We start from the raw sequence: 19361 nt of genomic DNA on the forward strand, positions 1-19361 counted from the left end.
CTTTTCAGGTCAGCGGGTCAGCCACGAGTGTGCCTCAACGCGGTCGCCGGTGGGGAAGCGGTATGGCTCGTCGGCCAGGTTGAGCAGGATCAGCAACTCCTCACCGTGAGCACCGCTCGAGCGCAGCGCGATCGCGCGGTTGGTCAGGTGCTCGACGGTCGTACGCGCACGCACCAGCCAGGGGTTACGCCGCCGCTGACCGATCAGCCGTTGGTGCAGCCGATAGGTCGGCCAGCCGTACGGCGCCAGACCGGCCGGATCCGCCGGAAACGCCGGCCTGATCTCGTCGTCACCGCCGGCGCGGTCCTCTTTGATGCCACGGAAAGCCTGCTCGTCACCAGAGTAGACGCACGGCACTCCGGCGACACCGAACAGGATCGCCAGCGCGTGACCGATGTGCCGCTCATCGGTCAGTTTGCTGGCCAACCGCGTCACGTCGTGGTTGCCGACAAAGGTCATCGGCGTGACCGTTTCGACGATCTCGTTGTGGCGCTTCACAGCCCACGCCAGCTCGTGGAAGTTTGCGTCGTTCAAGGAGCTCCAGATCGCCTTCCACAGCTCATACTGCGTCACCGAGTCGAGGCCGGCGGCGGTCGCGTAGCCGGCGTAGTCGCCGTGGATGACCTCGCCGACGAACCACGCGCGCGAATGGCGTTCGCGTACGCGCGCAAGCACCCGCGCCCAGAAGCTCGTCGGCACCGCGTACGCGGCGTCCAGCCGCCAGCCCGACACGCCGCGCTCGAGCCAGTGGCTCATCACCGCCACGACGTGGTCGGCGACCGCTGGCTCGTCGTGGGCGAGCGCGGGAAGATGGTCGTGGCCTTCGAAAGTCGCGTCCGCTCGCAGCCACTCCGGGTGAGTGAACGACCTGCCGGCATGGTTGAAAACACCGTCCAGCACGACGTGTACGCCCCGGTCGCGCGCGGCCGACACGAGCTCGTCGAAGTCGTTGTCGTCGCCGAGCCGAGGGTCGATGCGGAAATGGTCGACGGTGTCATAGCCGTGGGTCTCGGACGCGAAGACCGGTCCGAGAAGCAGCGCGTTGCAGCCGAGCTCGACGGCATAGTCGAGCCACTGAGCGCACTGGGTCAGCCGATGCCGCGGCGGTGTGCCGTCGGCCCGCCGCGGAGCGCCGGTGAAGCCGAGCGGATAGACCTGCCAGAAGATCGCATGGTCACTCCACCGCGGCACGGGACCTCCTGAGCAGCCGTCGGCGACAGCGTACGTGCAGCGAAAACCGATTGGCCGGGTGGCCTGCGGCGGTGTACACCTGTAGGCGTTATGTACGATCACATGTTCGAGCCCGGCGTCCAGGGCGACGAGGCGCTGTGCGACCACGTCGCGGTGACGCTGGCGGGCCTGCCAGGCGTCCGGGCCGTCGCGCTCGGCGGCTCGCGCGCCGCCGGCACGCACCGACCGGACAGCGACTGGGACTTCGCGCTTTACTACCGCGGCGACTTCGATCCCGACGACCTGCGCGCGGTCGGCTGGCCCGGCGAGGTGTGCGATCTCGGCAGCTGGGGCGGCGGGGTCTTCAACAGCGGTGCCTGGCTGGTGGTGGACGGCCGGTCCGTCGACGTGCATTATCGCGACCTCGACGACGTCGAGCGCCGGCTGGCCGACGCGCGCGAGGGACGCTTCGAGATCGAGCGGCTGATGTTTCACCTGGCCGGCATTCCGACCTACATCACCGTCGCCGAGCTGGCAGTCAACCGGGTGCTGCGCGGCCGGCTGCCGCAGCCGCGCTATCCGGCCGAGCTCAGCCGCGCCGCGTACGACCGGTGGTCGACCGAGGCGAGCCTGACCTTGTCGTACGCGAAAAACAGCCACGCGACCCGCGGCCACGTGACCGACTGTCTCGGCGCGATCGCGGTGGCGACCTGCCAGACCGCGCACGCGGTGCTGGCGGCCAGGCGCGAGTGGGTGACCAACGAGAAGGCCCTCGTCGATCGCGCCGGCCTGCGCGAGATCGATGATATCGTCGCCGCCACTGGAAAAGGCCGACTGTCCGAGGTGATCGACGAGGTGTCCACCGTGCTGACGTCCGCGCTGGAGCAGAACCAGCCGGTGCATGATTAGACTCCTCCGATACGACCTCGGCCTGACTGAGCTGCCGGCCGAGATCGCCGAGCGCACCGACTTCGAAGTGCTGGACCTGGCCGGAAACGCGCTCACGGACCTGGCGGACACGTTGCGCTCGCAGACAAATCTGCGCTACCTCTACCTGCATCGCAACGCCTTCAAGGAAATCCCGGCGATCGTCGGCGACCTGCCGTCGCTGACCTACCTGAACGTCTCAGAGAACGCGGTGGACAGCTTGCCGGCACGGATCGGCGAGCTGGCCGGTCTCCAGGAGCTGCGTGCCGGCCAGTGCGAGCTCACCGCACTGCCTGACTCGGTGGGCCGTCTCGGCAACCTTCGTGAGCTGCACCTGCGTGGAAACCGGCTCACCGCGCTGCCGGAAACGTTGACCGGCCTGGAAAACCTCCGACATCTGGACGTACGCGACAACCAGTTGACCGAGCTGCCCGCCGCGCTCGCCAGCCTGCCACTGCTGCGGCACGTCGACATCCGCCAGAACAAGCTCACCTCGCCGCCGGCCGAGCTGGCTTCCGCGCCAGTGCTGGAAAAGCTCGATCTGCGCTGGAACGAGATCGAGCCGACCGATCCGGTGGTCACCAAGCTGGTCGAGCGCGGCTGCCTGGTCCACACCTAGGGTCTGTTTCGAAACAGACCCGAGTGTCCCGAGTCGCCGGTCTGGCCATCTGTCTGTTCGCGGAGGATGTCCGCATGTCCGATGTGACGTGCGTGTTCGCGGATCAGGTGGACGTGGATCCAGCGCGCGGACACCTGTCCCTTCGTCTCGTGCGGCACGAGGTGATCCAGGTCGAAGGTGGCCGCGATGCGACGCGATGCGGCACACGCGGCGTCGAACTCGGCGACCACATTGGCGACCGTCTCGTCCGGCCGGACCAGCCAGCTCTCCGCGTCGCCGACGGCATTGCCGTCGATCTGGTCTCGCGGCCGCTGAGCCAGATAGTGCTGGAACCAGTTGCGCTCCACGGCGGCGGCGTGTTTGACCAGGCCGATCAAGGTGGTCCGCGACGGCACGAGCCGACGGCGTACGTCCGCCTCTGACAGTCCGCGCAGTTTTCCGGACAGCACGTCCCGGTGGTAGTCCAGAAAGCCTTCCAGCAGTTCTCCTTCCGGCGCGGTGCTGACCAGGTCGTCCTTGTCCAGCGGCATGCCGCGATCTTACGGAGAGTCTCCGAAACACATCCGTCGTACGCCGCTGGCCGCCGGGCGGTCGAGCACGGTGCAGGACGCGAAGCCATCGAGCGGCTTCGCGATTCCGTCGGCCGGCACGATCTCGCGCCAGGCGCGCAGATGCCGGCCAAAGGCGCGCCGGCGCACCCTCCGCCGCCGGTTTTCCTGGCCGTCCAACGCAACCTCGGCCGGCACATCCAGCAGGAGCAGGTGAATGCCGCCGGCGCGGCCGGCGGACCAGCGCCTGATCAGCGCGCGTGACCACCGGCGCGTGCCGCAGTCGTGCAGCACGGCCGTGCCGGCGCGGCGCAACTGCGACCTGGCCCAGGCCAGTGCGGTCAGGTGCACCAGCGGCCGGTAGAGAAAGTACGGCAGACGAGAGCCGAGCCGGTCGCGCCAGCGATTCCTCGCCTGCTCGGAGTCCAGCACGCGTACGCCGTCGCCGGTCTCGACCGGCCGGCGTTCCTGGCCGGTGGTGGCGAAAAGCGCGTGCATCATGGTGCTCTTGCCGGCGCCAGGGATGCCGGCGAAGACCACGACCGCGTCCGCCGGATAGCGCAACGTGGTGACCGGCGGTGCGCCACGCAGATCGGTCCATCCGGACGGACGCAGGTCCGCTCGGCTCACTGGCTCGACCCGCTCGCGTACGTCCAGTGCCTCCATGTTGAGTAAACGAACCGTGACATTCATTTGGTTCCATCATTGCCGAAGTGGTCGGCGATCCGTCCGGGAACTGCTCTCGAGTGCCAGCATCTCTGCCTCCGCGAACATGATCGCGAGCGCCGGCGCGGAAAACGCGGTGAGATGAGCGGGTCCGCACCGTTTGCCGATGCCGTCTGGAGTGCTCGTGACCCTGGTCCCCGCCGACCCCACCGTGCTGCATCCATTGCCTGGTCAGGAAAGAGTCGTGCAGCTCAGGCCGCTGGTGAGGTCGCCGCTCATCGAGGTGGGGGAGTTTTCCTATTACGACGATCCGGACGACGCGACAGCCTTCGAAACACGCAACGTGCTGCACCATTACGGGCCGGAGAAGCTGCAGATCGGAAAGTTCTGCGCGTTCGCCGCAGGCGTACGGTTCATCATGAACGGCGCCAACCACCGGATGGACGGTCCGTCGACGTTTCCGTTTCCGATCATGGGTGGCTCCTGGGCCGAACACTTCGACCTGATCAGCGACCTCCCCAACCGCGGTGACACGGTGATCGGCAGCGACGTCTGGCTTGGCGACAACGTCACCGTGATGCCTGGCGTCCACATTGGACACGGAGCGATCGTGGCGACCGGGTCGGTGGTGGTCAGCGACATCCCCGACTACGGCATCGCCGGCGGCAACCCGGCGAAGCTGATCCGCAAGCGCTATTCCGACGAGGACATCGAGCGGTTGCTCACCATCGCCTGGTGGGACTGGCCGTTGGAGCACCTGACCCGGCACATCCGTACGGTGATGGCCGGCTCGGTGGACGAACTGGCCGCCGTCACCCCCTGACCTTGCCCCCTCTAATCTGGTCGCCTAGTATCCAGATTATGCGAATGAACGAGGGGGTCGAGTGGGCCGCGCACTGCTGCCTGATGCTCGACTGGCTGGATGCCGGCCGGCCGGTCCCGACCGCCAAGCTCGCCGCGGCTTTCGAGGTGCCGCCGGCATATCTCAACAAGCAACTGCAGGCGCTGGTACGCGCCGGCATCCTCACCTCGACGGCCGGCGTACGCGGCGGCTTCCAGCTGGCCAGGCCACTGACCAAAATCACCATGATGGACGTGGTCGCCGCCATCGAGGGACCGGAGGAGGCCTTCCAGTGCACCGAAATCCGGCAGCGCGGACCCGGCGTCGGCACGCCCGAGCGCATCCTGCGGACGCCGTGTGCGGTCAACGCGGCGATGCGCCGAGCCGAGACGCAGTGGCGTAAGGCCCTGGCCGCGCAGACCCTGGCCGACGTCTCGGCGGCGGTGACCCGCAAGGCACCGAAGGTCGCCGAGCAGACCCGCGAATGGTACGAGACGGCCTGAGAAACCGCGCCTTCTCGTAACTTAAATCTGGATATACAACATCCGCTTTTGGAGGACAAGATGGAACCGCGTATCAGCAACCTGGCAAAGCTCGCCGGCGGCGGCTACCAGGCGATGCTGCAGTTCGAGAAATACCTGGCCGGCACCAGCCTGCCGGCGACCGTACGCGAGCTGGTGAAACTGCGTGCCAGCCAGATCAACGGCTGCGGCTTCTGCGTCGACATGCACGCGCACGACCTGAAGAAGGCGGGGGAGAGCGACGAGCGCCTCTTCGCGGTCGCCGCCTGGCGCGACGCGCCGTACTTCACCGACCAGGAGCGAGCGGCACTCGGCCTCGCCGAGGCGGCGACCCGGATCGCCGACGTCGGCGAGGTGCCGGACAACGTCTGGAACGAGGCCGCCGCACACTTCACCGAGGAGGAGCTGGTCGAGCTGGTCATGGCGATCGCCGCCATCAACGCGTGGAACACGATCAACGTCACCACCCGGCAGCTCGCCGGCGCACACCGCCGCTCCTGAGCAGCTTGACTTGGAGCGCACTCCAAGTCATAGCGTCCGGTTCATGACAACTCAGCAGCACAAGATCGGATCCGGCTTCGGTGCGCGGAGCACCGCGGCCGAGGTCCTGCACGACATCGACCTGTCCGACCGGCTGGCCGTCGTCACCGGCGGATATTCCGGCATCGGACTGGAAACCACGCGCGCGCTGGCCGGCGCCGGAGCACATGTCGTCGTGCCGGCGCGGCGTACGGAAACCGCTCGCGAGACGCTGGCCGGCATCGACAACGTCGAGGTGGACGAGCTCGACCTCGGCGACCTGGACAGTGTCCGCGGCTTCGCCGAGCGGTTCCTGGCCTCCGGCCGCGACATCCACATCATGATCGACAACGCCGGCATCATGGCCTGCCCGGAAACCCGCGTCGGACCGGGTTGGGAGGCGCAGTTCGCGACCAACCACCTCGGCCATTTCGCATTGGTCAACCGGCTCTGGCCGGCCATCGCGCGGGGCCGTGGCCGCGTGGTGGCGGTGTCGTCGATGGGGCATCGGCGCTCGGCGATCCGCTGGGAAGACGTGATGTTCGAGCGCGGCTATGACAAATGGACCGCCTACGGTCAGGCCAAGACCGCCAACGTGCTCTTCGCCGTACGGCTCGACGCGCTGGCCAAGGACGCCGGCGTACGCGCCTTCGCGCTGCATCCGGGCGGCATCATGACCCCACTCCAGCGGCACCTGGAGCGCGCGGAGATGGTCGCGGCCGGCTGGATGGACGAGGATGGCAACGTCCTGCTGTCGTTCAAAACGCCCGAGCAGGGGGCCGCGACCCAGGTGTGGGCCGCCACCTCGCCGCAGCTGGACGGGATGGGCGGCGTCTACTGCGAGGACTGCGACATCGCCGAGCAGGCCGATCCGGCGTCGGTCGGCTCCGATCCGTCGTCGCCGTCAGGCGGTTTCTCCGGTGGCGTGCTGCCGTACGCGACCGATCCGGAGCAGGCGGCGCGACTGTGGACGCTGTCGGCCGAGCTGACCGGAGTCGACGCTTTCGCCTAGGCTGGGCCAAATGGACGGGCTGGCCGGCGCGATCGCGCTTCCCGACGGCACGAAGGTGCGCGGCCGCGGCCGGCGACAGCCGTTGCCGGCCGGTCCACTGCCGGACTATGGCCTGTGCCTCGGCCGGTTTTCGGCGCGGCGCGACCCCGACTGGCCCTCGGACTGGATCGACTGGCCGGATTTCCGGCTGCCGCGCGATGATGCCGCGGCGGCCGGCCTGATCCGCAAGGCGTACGAGCTGGCGCGCACCGGCCAGCGGGTCGAGGTGACCTGCGGCGGCGGCAACGGCCGCACCGGCACGGTCATCGCGTGCATGGCCGTGCTCGCCGGCCATCCCGCCGACGACGCGGTGGCCTGGACCCGCCAGCACTATCGCCGGCACGCCGTGGAAACCCGCGGCCAGCGCCGGTGGGTCAGCTGGTTCGCACTCGGCGCATGACCCGGAGCAGGTATTCCTTGCGGTTGAGCGGATCGTGGTCCGACCGCGACCGCCGTGGCGCCGGGCCGCGCACCGGTTCATAGCGCTCGAACGCCGATTCCAGCACGCCCTCACCGCGGGTCAGTCCCGGCAGTTGTTGCTGCAGCCGATGCACTTTCGCCGCGGGGATCAGGCCGTCCAATGTGGACTGTGAACCGCGCGTACGCGGTGTCCCGGGCACCGCGCCGAGGCGTACCAGCGCCGGCAGCAACGCGCCGAACGTGTCCGCCGGCAGATCGATGCGAAACCGGTGCATCGGCTCGAACACCGCCGTCCCGGCCGCCAGCAACGCGCTCATCAACACCAGCGGTGTCAGGTTGCGGAAGTCGCCGGCGGTGCTGGACATGCTCTTGTCGAAGGTCGCGTGCGCGTGACTTTGCCTTGCCCAGTAACCGGAATGGGTCAGGGTGACCACGCAGTCGGTGACCTGCCAGCCGTGCGGTCCCTCGCGCAGCGTCTCGTACACGGTCTCCTCGACGGCTTTCATGAACGCGTACGGCATCGAACCGAGTTCCACCTCCAACCGGAAGGTCACGCCACCGCCGACCGGAGCGGGGTCGACCCGCAGGCCGACCGTGGCGAGGAACGGATTGGCGTCCTTCTTGATAAACTCGGCCGCCGCACCGGAACCGACCGGCCGCTCGATGTGGATCGTCGTCGTTTCCCGAAACTCCACGTCCACGCCGAACTCGTCGGCCAGCGTCGCCTGGATGACCTCCTTCTGCACTTCGCCGTACAGTGAAACGGAAATCTCGTTACGGTTGTCGTCCTGCCGCAGGTTGATCAGCGGATCCTGCTCGGCCAGCTGGCTCAGCGCCGCGTGCATGGCACCTTTCTGCGCCGGTGTCGCCGGCACGACGACCGTCTCCAGGGTCGGCGGCGCGAAATGGTACGCGGCGATCGCGCGCTGCTCGCCGATCGTGTCGCCGATCCGTACGCCGTCCAGGCCACGCAGTTTCGCGATCTGTCCAGCGCAAACCGCCTGCCGTCCGACGGTCGCGCCATCGTCGAAGACGCTGATGCCGGTGACTTTTTCTTCTGTGTCGCCAAACCGCGGCCGGTCGCGGGTGTTGAGCGTGCCGGCGAACATCCGCGCGTACGCGATCTTCTCGCCGGCCGGTCCGCGCTCGACCTTGAACACCGACGCGGACACTGGCGCGTCGACGGCACCGTCGGCGGCCGGCAACAACTCCGTGATGCCGGCGGTGAGTGCGTCGACGCCCGTGCCGGTGATCGCCGAGCCGAAATACACCGGATGCAGCAGCCCGCGGCGGCTCTGATCGGCAACCGTCGGGCGAATATCCGGCAACGTCGTGCCATTCACGTACGCGGCAAGGAAATCGTCGTCGTTGTCGGCCAGCATCTCCAGCAGCCGCGGAGTCGGCTCCAACCGCGGTTGGAAGGCGGCCTGCGGCGTGCCGAGGCCGGTCGCCGTCCCCATCGGGACCACCGCCGGATCGAGTTTTTCAGCGATGCTGCGGAAAGTCTCGGCGCAGCGCGCTCCGCGACGGTCGATCTTGTTGACGAACAACAGCGTCGGGATGCGCAGGCGTTTGAGCGTACGCATCAAAACACGTGTCTGCGCCTGCACGCCTTCGACCGCCGAGACCACCAGGACCGCGCCGTCGAGCACGCCGAGCACACGCTCCACCTCGGCGATGAAATCGGGGTGGCCAGGGGTGTCGATCAGATTGACCGCGACCTCGCCGACCCGGAACGACACCACGGCCGACTTGATGGTGATGCCGCGCTGCCGCTCCAACGCCAGCGAGTCGGTCTGGGTGTTGCCGTGATCGACGCTGCCGACCTCGTCGATGACGCCGGCGGCGTAGAGCAGCCGCTCGGTCAGGCTGGTCTTACCGGCGTCGACATGCGCCAGGATCCCCAAGTTGAGCGATGTCACAGGGCTTCGTGTCCTCAGGATAGGTGGAAATGCCTGTCTGAATGGACACAGCCGCTCGCATTGCCTCTCCTCAACTCAGGACCCGGGACGGCCGATATTGGATCACCGGCCGGTCCGCCGGACAACCGATTTAGCGCTGCCCGGCTGCCACGCAGCACCGTACGAACGCCCGCACGACCTCGTTCGTGTCGGCCGCCGGCGTCCAGGCGACCGCGACCGTGGTCGGACTGACACCGGTCACCGGCCGGTAGGTGACACCGGGACGCGCGTAGAAACGCACCGCCGACTCCGGCGCCAGCGCGACGCCGTAGCCGTTGGCGATCGCACTCAACCACTCGTCCGGCTGGTCGGTGACCGCGCCGATCCGCGGCTCACCGTCGCGTTCGTCGATGCCCAGCCAATAGTCGCGCCACGCACCGGTCTGCGGTGGCGCCGCGACGAACGGCTCGTCCCACAGCTCGCGAAACGCGATCTCGGCGCGCGCCGCGAGCGGATGGGTCGAGCTGAGAGCGACGCAGCGCGGCTCGGTCAGCAGCTCCGTCACGCGCAGCTTTTCCTGGCCAGGAAACGGAAGCCGGACGATCGCCACATCGACGTCGGCGTCCGCCAGACCGGCGGTCGGATTGGTCCACGCCGCCTGCCGCATCTCCACCCGCCAGCCGGGCTGGCGTCGGCCGAAGTCCGCGATGATGGCCGGCGTCGCCTCGTTGGCGGCACTGGCGATGAACCCGACCCGCAGCACCTTCGCCGCCCGGCTCGCCGCGCCTTCGGTCGTACGCACGACCTCGTCCAGGTCGGACAGCAGTCGTGGCACGCGGTCGGCGAGAGCGCGGCCGGCCTCAGTGAGGGCCATGCCGGTCCGCGAGCGTACGAACAGCGTGACGCCGAGCAGCGCCTCCAACTGCCTGACCTGCTTGGTCAACGCCGGCTGCGACACGTACAACCGCTGCGCGGCACGCGTCAGGTTGCCGTCCTCGGCCACCGCCGCGAAATATCGCAGCAGCCGCGTGTCCACATCCATGCGGCCAGGTTATAGCCGCAGGTATTGGACGGGATGCGCAGCGCGCGGAGAAGGTGAGGACATGTCCATCGCGTACGTGCTCGTCACTGTCGTCACGATCGTCGCCAACGCCGGCGTGGCGATCGCCGACCTCAGCAAAGCCTCGTTCGTCCTCCGCAACTCCACCGAGCTGGACCTGCCGGCGTGGTCGGTCCTGCCGCTCGGCCTCCTGAAAGCGGCCGGAGCGGCCGGACTCATGCTCGGCCTGATCGGCCTAAGGCCGCTCGGCATCGCCGCCGCGACCGGCCTCGTGCTGTTCTTCGTTGGCGCGGTCGCGATTCACATCCGCAAGCGGGTCTTCCACAACATCGCCGCACCGACCGCCTTCCTCCTGCTCGCCGTCGGATCACTGGCGACCGCTACTTGGCACTGATGCTACGATCTCGGATAATCCAATATCGTGAAGTCCGAATCCGTACTGCTGGCGCTGCAGCGCGCCACGCACGCCACGTTGCAGTTGATCTCGGCCGAGCTGGTCGACCTCGACCTGACCGCGTCCGAGATCAACGCACTGGCCAACCTCGCCGACGGCCAGGGCCGCACGGTGTCGCAGCTCGGTGCCGCGACCGGAGCGCGGCCGACCACGCTGACCAGCGTGTTGGACCGCCTGGAGCGGCGCGGACACGTCAGCCGCGGCACGCTCGCCGGCGACCGCAGGTCGGTGCTCGTGGAGCTCACCGACAGCGGACGCGCCGCCGCGGCGGTGATACGGCGGACGCTCACCGACATCGAGGACCGCGCGCTCGGCGGCCTGCCGGCCGAGACGATCTCCGGATTCCGCGCGGTCGTGGACGCACTGATCGAGGAGGGATCGTGACGAGTTTCGCCGACCTGATGAGCGAAGTGATGGCGACAGGGGAGAGGTTCGGACATCGCGAGCACGTTCACCTGACCTGGCTCGCGGTCCGCCGGCACGGCACGGAGGCGGCCGTCGGCGTGGTCAGCGACGGGATCCGGCGTACGGCCCGTTACGCGGGCGCGCCACAGAAATACCACGAGACGATCAGCCGAGCCTGGGTCGAGCTGGTCGGGCATCACGCGCAGGACGACGTCACCAGCGATTTCGACGAGTTCGCCGGCCGCAACTCGGCGCTGCTCGACAAACGGCTGCTGAGCCGCTTCTACCGGTCGTCGACATTGGCGAGCACACCAGCCAGAGCCGGTTGGGTCGAGCCGGATCTGGCACCGTTTCCGTGGTTGGCCGTCAGGGACTGAGGTCGGCGTCCGTACGCAGGCTGGCCAACGCGATCCACGAGGTCACCAATGCGAGCACGATCGTCAGCCAGAAGCTCGCGGACACGCCAGGTCCATCGCCAATCCCGAACCACGACGTGCTGTCGGCGTCGACGTAGTGGTAAACACCGCCGGCGCTGGATGCGACGACGGCAGCGGTCACGATCAGCATCACCAGAGCGGCACCGGCCACGGCGAGTCCCACGAGCGCGCGCCGGCGCCGGTCTGGCAGCAGGACGCTGAGAAGACCGGCCAGCAGCACCAACGTTGTCAGTACGCCGGCCATCCGCGGACCGGCGCCGAGCGTAGCCATCCGCTGGACCTCGTCGTACAAGCCAATCGCGGTCTGGTTGCCGGCGCTGGAGACCTCCGGGACACCGGCGACGACGCGCCATCCGCTGAAACAGATCCGTGAGATGCCCTGGGTGCCGACACCACACGAGACTCCGGCGTACGGCACGAGCGCGAACACCATGAGCGTCACGAGAAAGCCGACACCGACAGCCACACGACCGATCGACCAGTCGCCAGGGGAATCCATGCCGCTGACCCTAGGCACAGCGTCGGGGACCCGTCCCGAGAACCGCTACTTGACATAATGTCGCTTATCGACCAAACATGGCTGAGCGAGGTTGAGCAGGCCGGCGACGCCGAGCAACAGGCCGGCCAGCATGCCGGCCTCGAAGATCAGTCCGGTGACACCGCCGCTGTTGATGCCGTGCAGACCCGACGCGAACGTCGTCGCCGCGCCGACCCACGCCAACGTCAGCGTCGCCGTCGTACGACGCTGCCGGACCAACGCCATCACACCGACGGCTCCGCCGATGACGACGACACCGGTCACGAACAACGCCGTACGCTGCGCCGCCGTCTCAAAACCGGCAGGTCCGGCCAACCGGTCACCGGCGAAGGTCCACACCAGGTGGATCACGCCGTACGCCGCCGCCGGGATCGCCGCGCCGTTGGCCAGCATGACCTGGATCTGGTCCGCCCGGCCGTCAGCGCGTTCGAACACATGTCCCCAACGCTCACGCGCGTAGAGCACGAACGCCGCACACAGGAAGATCGCCTGCGCCGTGAAACCGCCATACACCATGGCGAAAATCCAGCCGGCGGCCTGTGGATCGGGACTCGGCGAGCCGCCGACGACCAGCTGCAACAGCACACCGGTGGGTACGCCGAGCACGATCGGCGCCAGCAGTCCGGTGCCGACCCAGATCGGCACCAGCACCAGCGGCCCGGGAATCGATCGACCCCACGCGTACGTGAAGGCCAGGGCGAGCGCGATGGCCACGACCTCCAGGCCGATCGTCACGACATTGCCGACGACGTGCGCACGGTCCAGCAGTTCGGCGACGTGGCTGGCGCCGGTCATGCCGACCGGAATGCCGAGCACCCAGATGACTTTCAGCACCACATAAGGAATCCCGGCGGTGATCGTGCCGTAACACGCGACGAGTCGAATCACTCTGATCATGATGGCTCCTGTCTGGTAGGCATTTCCTTCCTAAAGACCCGGGACAGTGGCCACCTCTGCCAAAAGACCGAGACGACTCGGCCGAAGGTCACCCCGGCGGCGGGATGTTCTGGTTGGAGCGGAAACCCACCGGGCTGCTGGTCGTCCGCGCAATGACTTCGCGTAGAGGCCGAGTGGACGCTCCTCAGACGTTGGACGGCAGATTGGCGAACGACTCGGCGACCATGGCGACTCGGCGACCTTGGTGGCGCGCCGCTTCCAGCGCCGCAGCGGACGGACCGGTCCCGGTGTCGAGGCTGCTGACGCCGTCACGCTTCCTCTCAAGAGTCACGATGTATAGCGACTATACGTTAGATAGTCCCAATGCCAAGGATAGGAACGTGCCTGGTGGTAGCTTCGAGGTCGTGGCGCATCCGTACGAGCGAGGTGACAGGTTCTGTCCCGACTACCACCGCGCCGTCGAGATGATCGGCCGGCGATGGAACGGGGTGATCCTGCGCGAGCTGCTGCTCGGCGCGACCCGGTTCGCGCAGATCCGCGCGGCCATCCCGGAGATGACCGACAAGATGCTGTCCAGCCGGCTCCGCGAGCTGGAGGACGAGGGCCTGGTCAGCCGCACGGTCATCGACGAGCGACCGGTCCGGGTCGAGTACGCGCTCACCGAGATGGGTCGTGACCTGGAGGAGGCGATCAACGCGCTCAGCTCCTGGGCCGACCGCTGGCTGGCCGCCGGGACGGACGACTGAGTGCGAGCGGACGCTCGGCGCAACTACGAGTCGCTGCTCGCCTCGGCCAAGGAGATCTTCGCCGAGTACGGGCCGGACGCGCCGCTGGACGACATCGCGCGGCACGCCGGCCTGGGCAACGCGACCCTCTATCGCCACTTCCCCACTAGACGCGACCTGCTGGTCGCCGTGTATGCCGGCGAGGTCGCGGATCTTTGCGCGTACGGCCGGAAACTCGGCGACGGCAGGCCGGCCGGCGACGCGCTTTTCGAGTGGCTGCGCGCGTTCGTCGAGCATGTGGTCAGCAAGCGCGATCTCGCCATGGTCGAGCGCGGGTCGGAGTTGGCCGACTCGTGGCACTCCGCGATGCGGTCGACGGCCGGTGCGTTGCTGGAGCGAGCGCGCGAGACCGGTGACGTACGCGCCGATCTGGAGGTCAACGACCTGCTGCGGCTGGCCAACGGGATCGCTCTCGGCGGTGCCGACGACGCCACGACGCGCCGCCTCCTGCGGCTCCTCCGCGAGGGCCTGATCTACTCCTCTCATGACCGAGCCTGACCCGGACAGCTACGCGCGCGAGATCGCCGCCGAGTCGCTGGCCGCCGACGATCCGACCGGCTGGTTCGAGCGGCTGTACGCGGACGCCGCCGGCGGCACCGCCGTCGTGCCGTGGGACCGCGGCCAGCCCAACCGGTTTCTGGTGCCGTGGACGGAAAAGCGCTGGCTGCGCGGCGACGGCCGGACGGCGGTGGTGGTCGGCTGCGGGTTCGGCGCCGACGCCGAACACCTGGCCTCGCTGGGGTTCGAGACGACCGCCTTCGACATCGCGCCGACGGCCGTACGCGACGCCGCCGCGCGCCATCCGCGGTCCTCGGTCCGCTATCAGACCGCCGATCTGCTCGACCTGCCGCCGGGTTGGCGGTTCGACCTGGTGCTGGAGAGCATGACCGTGCAGTCGATGCCGCTGTCGTTGCGGGACAAAGCGATCGCCGGCGTACGGTCGCTGGTCGCGCCCGGCGGCACGCTGCTGGTGATCGCCGCCGGTCGCGAGGACGGCGAGCCGTTGGACGGTCCGCCGTGGCCGCTGACGCGCGCCGAGCTGGACGCCTTCGCGGTCGGCCTCTCCCCCGTCCGGATCGAGGAGATCCGCGAGCCGGACGTCTTGCGCTGGCGGGCGGAGTTCATCCGACCTGCGTGAACAGGCTGGTGGCACGCTCGGCGGTGCCGCGGGCCCGACGACCGGTGCTGAGCAGGCCGAGCGCGACCACGCCGACGCCGAGCGCGCCGACCAGCCACCAGATGCCGGTGCTGGTCGGCTGACCCGGACCGGCGATCGTGCCGGCGATCGCGACGCCGAGGCTGGTGCCGGTCTGCCGGCCGACCGAGGCGAGTGAGCCGGCCACGCCGGCCATCGAACGCGGCATGCCGGAGATCGCGGTGGTGGTGATCGGCGGGTTCACCATCGCCAGATACACACCGAAGAACACGAAAACCAGCAGCACGTAGGCCATCGGAGTCGCCGGTCCGAGCAGCAGCGAGCCGGCGCCGCCGAGTGCCAGCGCGGTGCCGGCGATGACCAGCGGCGGCCGCGGACCGTACACGCCGACCAGCCGGCCGGCGTAGGGCGCCGCGACGACGACCAGCAGACCGACCGGCAGCAGGCAGAGGCCGGCAGGCAGCGCGGCCAGACCGCGTACGTCCTGCAGATACTGCGGGACCACGAACAGAAACGCGCCGAAGCCGCAGAGTGCGAGCAGCGCGATCAGGATCGCCGAGCTGAACGGCACGCTGCGGAAAAGCCGCAGCTCCAGCAGCGGATCCTTGCGCCGCAGCTCGTACGCGACAAGTGCCACCGCTGCGAGCGCGGCGACCACGAACAGGCCGATGATGACCGGTGAGGTCCAACCCCACGTACGCGACTCGATGATCGCGTAGACGAGGCTGCCGAGCAGCACGATCACCAGGAGCTGGCCGACCGGGTCGAAGCGGCGGCCGCGCGCCGCGCGTGACTCGGGGACGTACAAGGCGGTCAGCACGATCGCGGCGACCACGATCGGCACGTTGACCCAGAAGATCGCGTGCCAGCCGAAGCCGTCGACCAGTGCGCCGCCGAGAATCGGCCCCAGCGCGAGGGAAAGTCCGGTCATCGAGCCGAAGACACCGACGGCTTTGGCGCGCTCGGCCGGTTCTGGAAAGGCGGTGGCGATGATGGCCAGCGCGACCGGGTTGAGCATCGTGCCGCCGACCGCCTGGAGCGCTCGCGCGGCGATCAGCCAGCCGATCGTCGGCGCGAGCGCGCACAACAACGAGCCGGCGCCGAAGATGGCGAGGCCGGTCTGGAAGGCGCGGCGGCGGCCGAACCGGTCGGCCGCCGAGCCGCCGGCCAGCAGCAGGCTGGCCAGCACCAGGGTGTACGCGTCGACGGTCCACTGCAGCTGGGATCCGGTGGCGTGCAGGTCATGATGGATGGCGGGCAGGGCGACGTTGATGATGGAGATGTCCATCACCACGACGACGATGCTGGCGCAGCAGATCGCCAGCACCAGCTGGCGATGCCGGCGGCTGAGCTCGCCGGACGCCGCTCGCGCTCGTAGGGAAGCTGTCATGTCGCGACGCTAGAATTGAGAGCGTGCTCGAAGTCAACCAGCGAGCCGAAGCGGCGGCGATCCCACCTGAGGGGCTGACCATCGCTGACGCCGCCTACCGCACCGGCGTCAGCGTCCACACGCTCCGCTACTACGAGCGTGCCGGCCTGGTGGTGTCCGCGGTCGACCGCACGAGCAGCGGCCGCCGCCGCTATCACCGGCTGGACCTGGCCTGGATCCGGATCTGCACGAAGCTGCGCGACACCGGCATGCCGATCCGGACGATCCGCCGTTACGCGCAACTGTGTGCCGCCGGTCCCGGCAACGAGGCCGAGCGGCTGGAGCTGCTGGAGGCGCACCGCGCCGAGGTGGTGGCGAGGCTCGCCGAGGTGCGGGAAAACCTGCGGACCATCGACCGGAAGATCAACACCTACCGGGACAGCCTGGCGGCCGGCGAGGCGGACCAGCTCTGGATGCGCTAGCAGCTAGGGTCGTGGTCATGCCGGACACGCAGTACGAAGACCTGCTCCGCCACGTCCTGGACAGCGGAGCGCGCAAGGCGGATCGCACCGGCACCGGCACCAGGTCGATCTTCGGTCACCAGCTGCGCTATCGGCTGTCCGACGGTTTTCCGTTGATCACCACGAAAAAGGTGCACTTCCGGTCGATCGCGTACGAGCTGCTGTGGTTCCTGCGCGGCGACGGCAACGTCACGTGGCTGCAGGACAACGGCGTGACGATCTGGGACGAGTGGGCCGCGCCAGATGGTGATCTCGGACCGGTCTACGGCGTGCAGTGGCGGTCGTGGCCGACGCCGGACGGCGGTCACGTCGACCAGATCGGCGAGGTGCTGCGTACGCTGCGCGACAACCCCGACTCGCGGCGGATCATCGTGTCGGCGTGGAACGTGTCCGACATCCCCCGGATGGCGTTGCCGCCCTGCCACGCGTTCTTCCAGTTCTACGTGGCCGACGGCCGGCTCTCCTGCCAGCTCTACCAGCGCAGCGCCGACCTGTTTCTGGGCGTGCCGTTCAACATCGCCAGCTACGCCCTGCTCACGCACATGATCGCGCAGCAGGTCGGCCTCGGTGTCGGTGACTTCGTGTGGACCGGCGGCGACTGCCACATCTACGACAACCACGAGCAGCAGGTCCGCACCCAGCTCGCGCGCGACGCGCGGCCGTTTCCGACGCTGAGCCTGAAGCCGGCGGACAGCCTGTTCGACTACACGTACGAGCACATCTCGGTCGACGGCTATGACCCGCATCCGGGCATCAAGGCGCCAGTGGCGGTGTGAGTGATAGGCGTCGAGTGGGCCCAGTCGTCCAACGGTGTGATTGGCCGTGACGGCGTGCTGCCCTGGCATCTGCCCGAGGACATGGCACATTTCCGGACGCTGACCGCTGGCGCGACCGTGCTGATGGGCCGGCGTACGTGGGAGTCGCTGCCGCCGCGGTTCCGGCCGCTGCCGGGCCGGCGCAACCTGGTGCTGTCGCGCAGGCCGCAGGACGGCGTCGAGACCTTCGCCGACCTGTCGCAGGCGCTCGCGGCCGCGTCCGGAGACGTCTGGGTCATGGGTGGCGCGGCCGTGTACGAGGCGGCGCTCCCGTACGCGGACCGGATCGTGGTCACCGAGATCCAGGAGAGCTTCGACGGCGACACGTACGCGCCGAAGATCGGCCGCGAGCCGGACACGGTCGGCGACTGGCAGGAGTCGTCCACCGGCCTCCACTATCGCTTTCTGACCTGGGGTTAGCCGAGACCGAGCAGCGGCAGCGTGTCGCGGAAGATGACCGACTCGACGGCCGCGGCGTCGATGCCGTGCAGGCCTTTGGGACTCTCCACGGCGGCGACCGCGCGCAGCCCGTCGACCGTCTCGTTGACCGTGGTGAACGGATAGTCGGTGCCGAACAGGATCTTGTCCCACACGCCGTACTCCTGCACCAGCATCAGCGCGCGCCACAGCTGGAACGGCCGGTAGACCAGTGCCGACACGTCCGCGTACACGTGCGGATGCTTGCGGACGACGGCGATGCACTCCCCCTCGTACGGATGGCCGAGGTGGGCGAGGATCATCCGCAGCTCCGGAAAGCGCGTCGCCACCGGGTCGAGCAAGGCCGGTCGTGCGTATGCGATCGGTGCCTGCGAGACGAAGGTGGTGCCGGTGTGCAGCAGCACCGGCAGCTGGTGCTCCTGCGCGTACGTCCACAGTGGATCGCACAGCTCGTCGCTGGGGTCGAAGCCGGCGTACATCGGCATCAGCTTGATCCCGCGCAGGCCGAGGCTCTGGTGCGCGACCTTCATCTCCTCCTGCCAGCCGGGCTGGGTCGGGTCGAGTGCCATGAAGCCGATCAGGTGCTCGGGATGCGCGGCCGCGTATTCGGCGACGATCTCGTCGTCGACCCACTGGCCGGACAGCCGTGCCTTCGCGCCGAAGACGATCGTCCGCGTGCCCTCCGGTGCGCTGGCCAGGTAATCCTCCCAGCGGACTCGCAGGTCGACCGGCTCGGTCCGGGAACGTGACGACTGCGCCACGAACGACTCGGTGAAGTGGCTGTGGTCGCGGAAGAAGTGGCTGTGTACGTCGATGATCACGTTCGAGATCCTAGTTGCTTTTCTCTAATGCCGAAAGAACGTACGCCTTGTCGATGTGCATCGACGCCAGCAAATCGGCGGCCGGATCCGGCGATCGCGTCGCCAGCAACTCTTTGAGGAGGAACTTCGGAGCGAGGCGGCGCGTACGCAAGGTCGTCGCGCCCACCGCCTTGCCGAGGATGGCGCGAGCGGCCGACGACACCGGTGGACGCTTGCCGAGGGGCGGCTGGCCGACCGGCTGGAAGTCGCGCGTGTCGATGCCGATCGCCAGCAGGGCCGCCCGGTCCAGCTCGTCCAGCGCCTCGCGCGCGGCCGACAGATCGACGCCGAGAGCCTTCGCCGGTGCCGACTCAGGTGCGTGCAGCAGGCCGAGCAGCAGGTGCTCGGTGCCGAGCCGCCGGTCGCCACGCCGCCGCGCCTCGTGCAGCGCCGCCTTCATCACCACCGTGAACGGTTGTTTGCCGCCGTACGCGTCCACCATC

General features: G+C 68.5%; 27 protein-coding genes. 16 read left to right on the top strand and 11 right to left on the bottom strand.

Going from position 1 to position 19361, the window contains the following annotated elements:
- Nucleotides 1-9: 9 nt before the first annotated feature.
- Entirely contained in the window at nucleotides 10-1191 is a 1182-nt protein-coding gene (locus tag GNX95_RS06010) for an alpha-amylase family protein (protein WP_163506130.1), read from the bottom strand.
- 102 nt (nucleotides 1192-1293) lie between these two features.
- Here GNX95_RS06010 and GNX95_RS06015 point away from each other — a divergent pair, with 102 nt between their 5' ends.
- The gene (locus GNX95_RS06015; protein ID WP_163506131.1) at nucleotides 1294-2079 is read left to right on the top strand and encodes a nucleotidyltransferase domain-containing protein; all 786 of its coding nucleotides are present in this window, start codon (nucleotides 1294-1296) and stop codon (nucleotides 2077-2079) included.
- Nucleotides 2072-2716: a leucine-rich repeat domain-containing protein gene (locus tag GNX95_RS06020; protein WP_163506132.1), complete on the top strand. Its 645-nt coding sequence runs from the start codon at nucleotides 2072-2074 to the stop codon at nucleotides 2714-2716. Before GNX95_RS06015 ends, GNX95_RS06020 begins: the two co-directional genes overlap by 8 nt.
- Here GNX95_RS06020 and GNX95_RS06025 read toward each other — a convergent pair.
- Together GNX95_RS06025 and GNX95_RS06030 are read right to left on the bottom strand one after the other, a co-directional pair.
- Nucleotides 2713-3246 carry a DinB family protein gene (locus GNX95_RS06025; protein ID WP_163506133.1) on the bottom strand — a complete coding sequence of 178 codons (534 nt, stop codon included), beginning with the start codon at nucleotides 3244-3246 and terminating at the stop codon, nucleotides 2713-2715. The genes GNX95_RS06020 and GNX95_RS06025 overlap by 4 nt on opposite strands.
- 9 nt (nucleotides 3247-3255) lie before the next feature.
- Nucleotides 3256-3957 carry an AAA family ATPase gene (locus tag GNX95_RS06030; protein ID WP_163506134.1) on the bottom strand — a complete coding sequence of 234 codons (702 nt, stop codon included), beginning with the start codon at nucleotides 3955-3957 and terminating at the stop codon, nucleotides 3256-3258.
- 139 nt (nucleotides 3958-4096) lie between these two features.
- Between GNX95_RS06030 and GNX95_RS06035 the strand changes: the two genes are divergently transcribed.
- Genes GNX95_RS06035 through GNX95_RS06055 form a run of 5 tightly spaced genes read left to right on the top strand, consistent with a single transcriptional unit; the run spans nucleotide 4097 to nucleotide 7262 of the window.
- The gene (locus tag GNX95_RS06035; protein ID WP_163506135.1) at nucleotides 4097-4753 is read left to right on the top strand and encodes a CatB-related O-acetyltransferase; all 657 of its coding nucleotides are present in this window, start codon (nucleotides 4097-4099) and stop codon (nucleotides 4751-4753) included.
- Nucleotides 4754-4791: 38 nt separating this feature from the next.
- Nucleotides 4792-5274, top strand: a complete 483-nt coding sequence (locus GNX95_RS06040) for an RrF2 family transcriptional regulator (protein WP_163506136.1) — start codon at nucleotides 4792-4794, stop codon at nucleotides 5272-5274.
- A 60-nt stretch (nucleotides 5275-5334) separates the two neighbouring features.
- Entirely contained in the window at nucleotides 5335-5793 is a 459-nt protein-coding gene (locus GNX95_RS06045) for a carboxymuconolactone decarboxylase family protein (protein WP_163506137.1), read from the top strand.
- A 43-nt stretch (nucleotides 5794-5836) separates the two neighbouring features.
- The gene (locus GNX95_RS06050) at nucleotides 5837-6823 is read left to right on the top strand and encodes an SDR family NAD(P)-dependent oxidoreductase (protein WP_163506138.1); all 987 of its coding nucleotides are present in this window, start codon (nucleotides 5837-5839) and stop codon (nucleotides 6821-6823) included.
- A 10-nt stretch (nucleotides 6824-6833) separates the two neighbouring features.
- Nucleotides 6834-7262 carry a protein-tyrosine phosphatase family protein gene (locus GNX95_RS06055; RefSeq protein ID WP_163506139.1) on the top strand — a complete coding sequence of 143 codons (429 nt, stop codon included), beginning with the start codon at nucleotides 6834-6836 and terminating at the stop codon, nucleotides 7260-7262.
- On the opposite strand, the gene GNX95_RS06060 is transcribed toward GNX95_RS06055, so the two are convergent.
- A complete protein-coding gene (locus GNX95_RS06060) occupies nucleotides 7237-9204 on the bottom strand; it encodes an elongation factor G (protein ID WP_163506140.1) in 1968 nt (655 codons plus the stop codon). The two genes, GNX95_RS06055 and GNX95_RS06060, sit on opposite strands and share 26 nt — an antisense overlap.
- A 130-nt stretch (nucleotides 9205-9334) precedes the next feature.
- Nucleotides 9335-10225 (bottom strand): LysR family transcriptional regulator, encoded by an 891-nt coding sequence (locus GNX95_RS06065; RefSeq protein WP_163506141.1) that lies wholly within the window; start codon nucleotides 10223-10225, stop codon nucleotides 9335-9337.
- 61 nt (nucleotides 10226-10286) lie between these two features.
- On the opposite strand from GNX95_RS06065, the gene GNX95_RS06070 reads away from it, so the two are divergent.
- The 3 genes from GNX95_RS06070 to GNX95_RS06080 are packed head-to-tail and all read left to right on the top strand — an operon-like array spanning nucleotide 10287 to nucleotide 11479.
- Complete coding sequence (locus GNX95_RS06070; RefSeq protein ID WP_163506142.1) at nucleotides 10287-10637, top strand: DoxX family protein; 351 nt, start codon at nucleotides 10287-10289, stop codon at nucleotides 10635-10637.
- A 27-nt stretch (nucleotides 10638-10664) separates the two neighbouring features.
- Nucleotides 10665-11081 carry a MarR family winged helix-turn-helix transcriptional regulator gene (locus GNX95_RS06075; RefSeq protein ID WP_246281520.1) on the top strand — a complete coding sequence of 139 codons (417 nt, stop codon included), beginning with the start codon at nucleotides 10665-10667 and terminating at the stop codon, nucleotides 11079-11081.
- A complete protein-coding gene (locus GNX95_RS06080; protein WP_246281521.1) occupies nucleotides 11078-11479 on the top strand; it encodes a hypothetical protein in 402 nt (133 codons plus the stop codon). Before GNX95_RS06075 ends, GNX95_RS06080 begins: the two co-directional genes overlap by 4 nt.
- Here GNX95_RS06080 and GNX95_RS06085 read toward each other — a convergent pair.
- From GNX95_RS06085 to GNX95_RS06095, 3 genes are all read right to left on the bottom strand, one after another.
- Entirely contained in the window at nucleotides 11469-12038 is a 570-nt protein-coding gene (locus tag GNX95_RS06085; protein ID WP_163506143.1) for a hypothetical protein, read from the bottom strand. The genes GNX95_RS06080 and GNX95_RS06085 overlap by 11 nt on opposite strands.
- 45 nt (nucleotides 12039-12083) lie before the next feature.
- On the bottom strand, nucleotides 12084-12974 hold the full coding sequence (locus GNX95_RS06090) for a hypothetical protein (RefSeq protein WP_163506144.1): 891 nt from the start codon (nucleotides 12972-12974) through the stop codon (nucleotides 12084-12086).
- A gap of 184 nt (nucleotides 12975-13158) precedes the next feature.
- Nucleotides 13159-13305: a hypothetical protein gene (locus GNX95_RS06095; RefSeq protein ID WP_163506145.1), complete on the bottom strand. Its 147-nt coding sequence runs from the start codon at nucleotides 13303-13305 to the stop codon at nucleotides 13159-13161.
- 49 nt (nucleotides 13306-13354) lie between these two features.
- Here GNX95_RS06095 and GNX95_RS06100 point away from each other — a divergent pair, with 49 nt between their 5' ends.
- The 3 genes from GNX95_RS06100 to GNX95_RS06110 are packed head-to-tail and all read left to right on the top strand — an operon-like array spanning nucleotide 13355 to nucleotide 14897.
- Complete coding sequence (locus GNX95_RS06100) at nucleotides 13355-13720, top strand: winged helix-turn-helix transcriptional regulator (protein ID WP_222853419.1); 366 nt, start codon at nucleotides 13355-13357, stop codon at nucleotides 13718-13720.
- Nucleotides 13721-14257, top strand: a complete 537-nt coding sequence (locus tag GNX95_RS06105) for a TetR/AcrR family transcriptional regulator (protein WP_163506147.1) — start codon at nucleotides 13721-13723, stop codon at nucleotides 14255-14257.
- Nucleotides 14244-14897 carry a class I SAM-dependent methyltransferase gene (locus GNX95_RS06110; RefSeq protein ID WP_163506148.1) on the top strand — a complete coding sequence of 218 codons (654 nt, stop codon included), beginning with the start codon at nucleotides 14244-14246 and terminating at the stop codon, nucleotides 14895-14897. The genes GNX95_RS06105 and GNX95_RS06110 overlap by 14 nt, the downstream gene beginning before the upstream one ends.
- On the opposite strand, the gene GNX95_RS06115 is transcribed toward GNX95_RS06110, so the two are convergent.
- Nucleotides 14881-16305, bottom strand: a complete 1425-nt coding sequence (locus GNX95_RS06115; RefSeq protein WP_163506149.1) for an MFS transporter — start codon at nucleotides 16303-16305, stop codon at nucleotides 14881-14883. The two genes, GNX95_RS06110 and GNX95_RS06115, sit on opposite strands and share 17 nt — an antisense overlap.
- Nucleotides 16306-16328: 23 nt before the next feature.
- Between GNX95_RS06115 and GNX95_RS06120 the strand changes: the two genes are divergently transcribed.
- The 3 genes from GNX95_RS06120 to GNX95_RS06130 are packed head-to-tail and all read left to right on the top strand — an operon-like array spanning nucleotide 16329 to nucleotide 18040.
- The gene (locus GNX95_RS06120) at nucleotides 16329-16766 is read left to right on the top strand and encodes a MerR family transcriptional regulator (protein ID WP_163506150.1); all 438 of its coding nucleotides are present in this window, start codon (nucleotides 16329-16331) and stop codon (nucleotides 16764-16766) included.
- A 17-nt stretch (nucleotides 16767-16783) separates the two neighbouring features.
- Nucleotides 16784-17581 (top strand): thymidylate synthase, encoded by a 798-nt coding sequence (locus GNX95_RS06125; protein ID WP_163506151.1) that lies wholly within the window; start codon nucleotides 16784-16786, stop codon nucleotides 17579-17581.
- On the top strand, nucleotides 17582-18040 hold the full coding sequence (locus GNX95_RS06130) for a dihydrofolate reductase (RefSeq protein ID WP_163506152.1): 459 nt from the start codon (nucleotides 17582-17584) through the stop codon (nucleotides 18038-18040). It begins immediately after the preceding gene.
- Here GNX95_RS06130 and GNX95_RS06135 read toward each other — a convergent pair.
- Nucleotides 18037-18879, bottom strand: a complete 843-nt coding sequence (locus GNX95_RS06135) for an amidohydrolase family protein (protein ID WP_163506153.1) — start codon at nucleotides 18877-18879, stop codon at nucleotides 18037-18039. The genes GNX95_RS06130 and GNX95_RS06135 overlap by 4 nt on opposite strands.
- A gap of 10 nt (nucleotides 18880-18889) precedes the next feature.
- Nucleotides 18890-19360 carry a Clp protease N-terminal domain-containing protein gene (locus GNX95_RS06140; protein ID WP_163507876.1) on the bottom strand — a complete coding sequence of 157 codons (471 nt, stop codon included), beginning with the start codon at nucleotides 19358-19360 and terminating at the stop codon, nucleotides 18890-18892.
- Nucleotide 19361 lies beyond the last annotated feature (1 nt).

It is taken from the genome of Fodinicola acaciae, from assembly GCF_010993745.1.
GTDB classification, from domain to species: domain Bacteria; phylum Actinomycetota; class Actinomycetes; order Mycobacteriales; family HKI-0501; genus Fodinicola; species Fodinicola acaciae.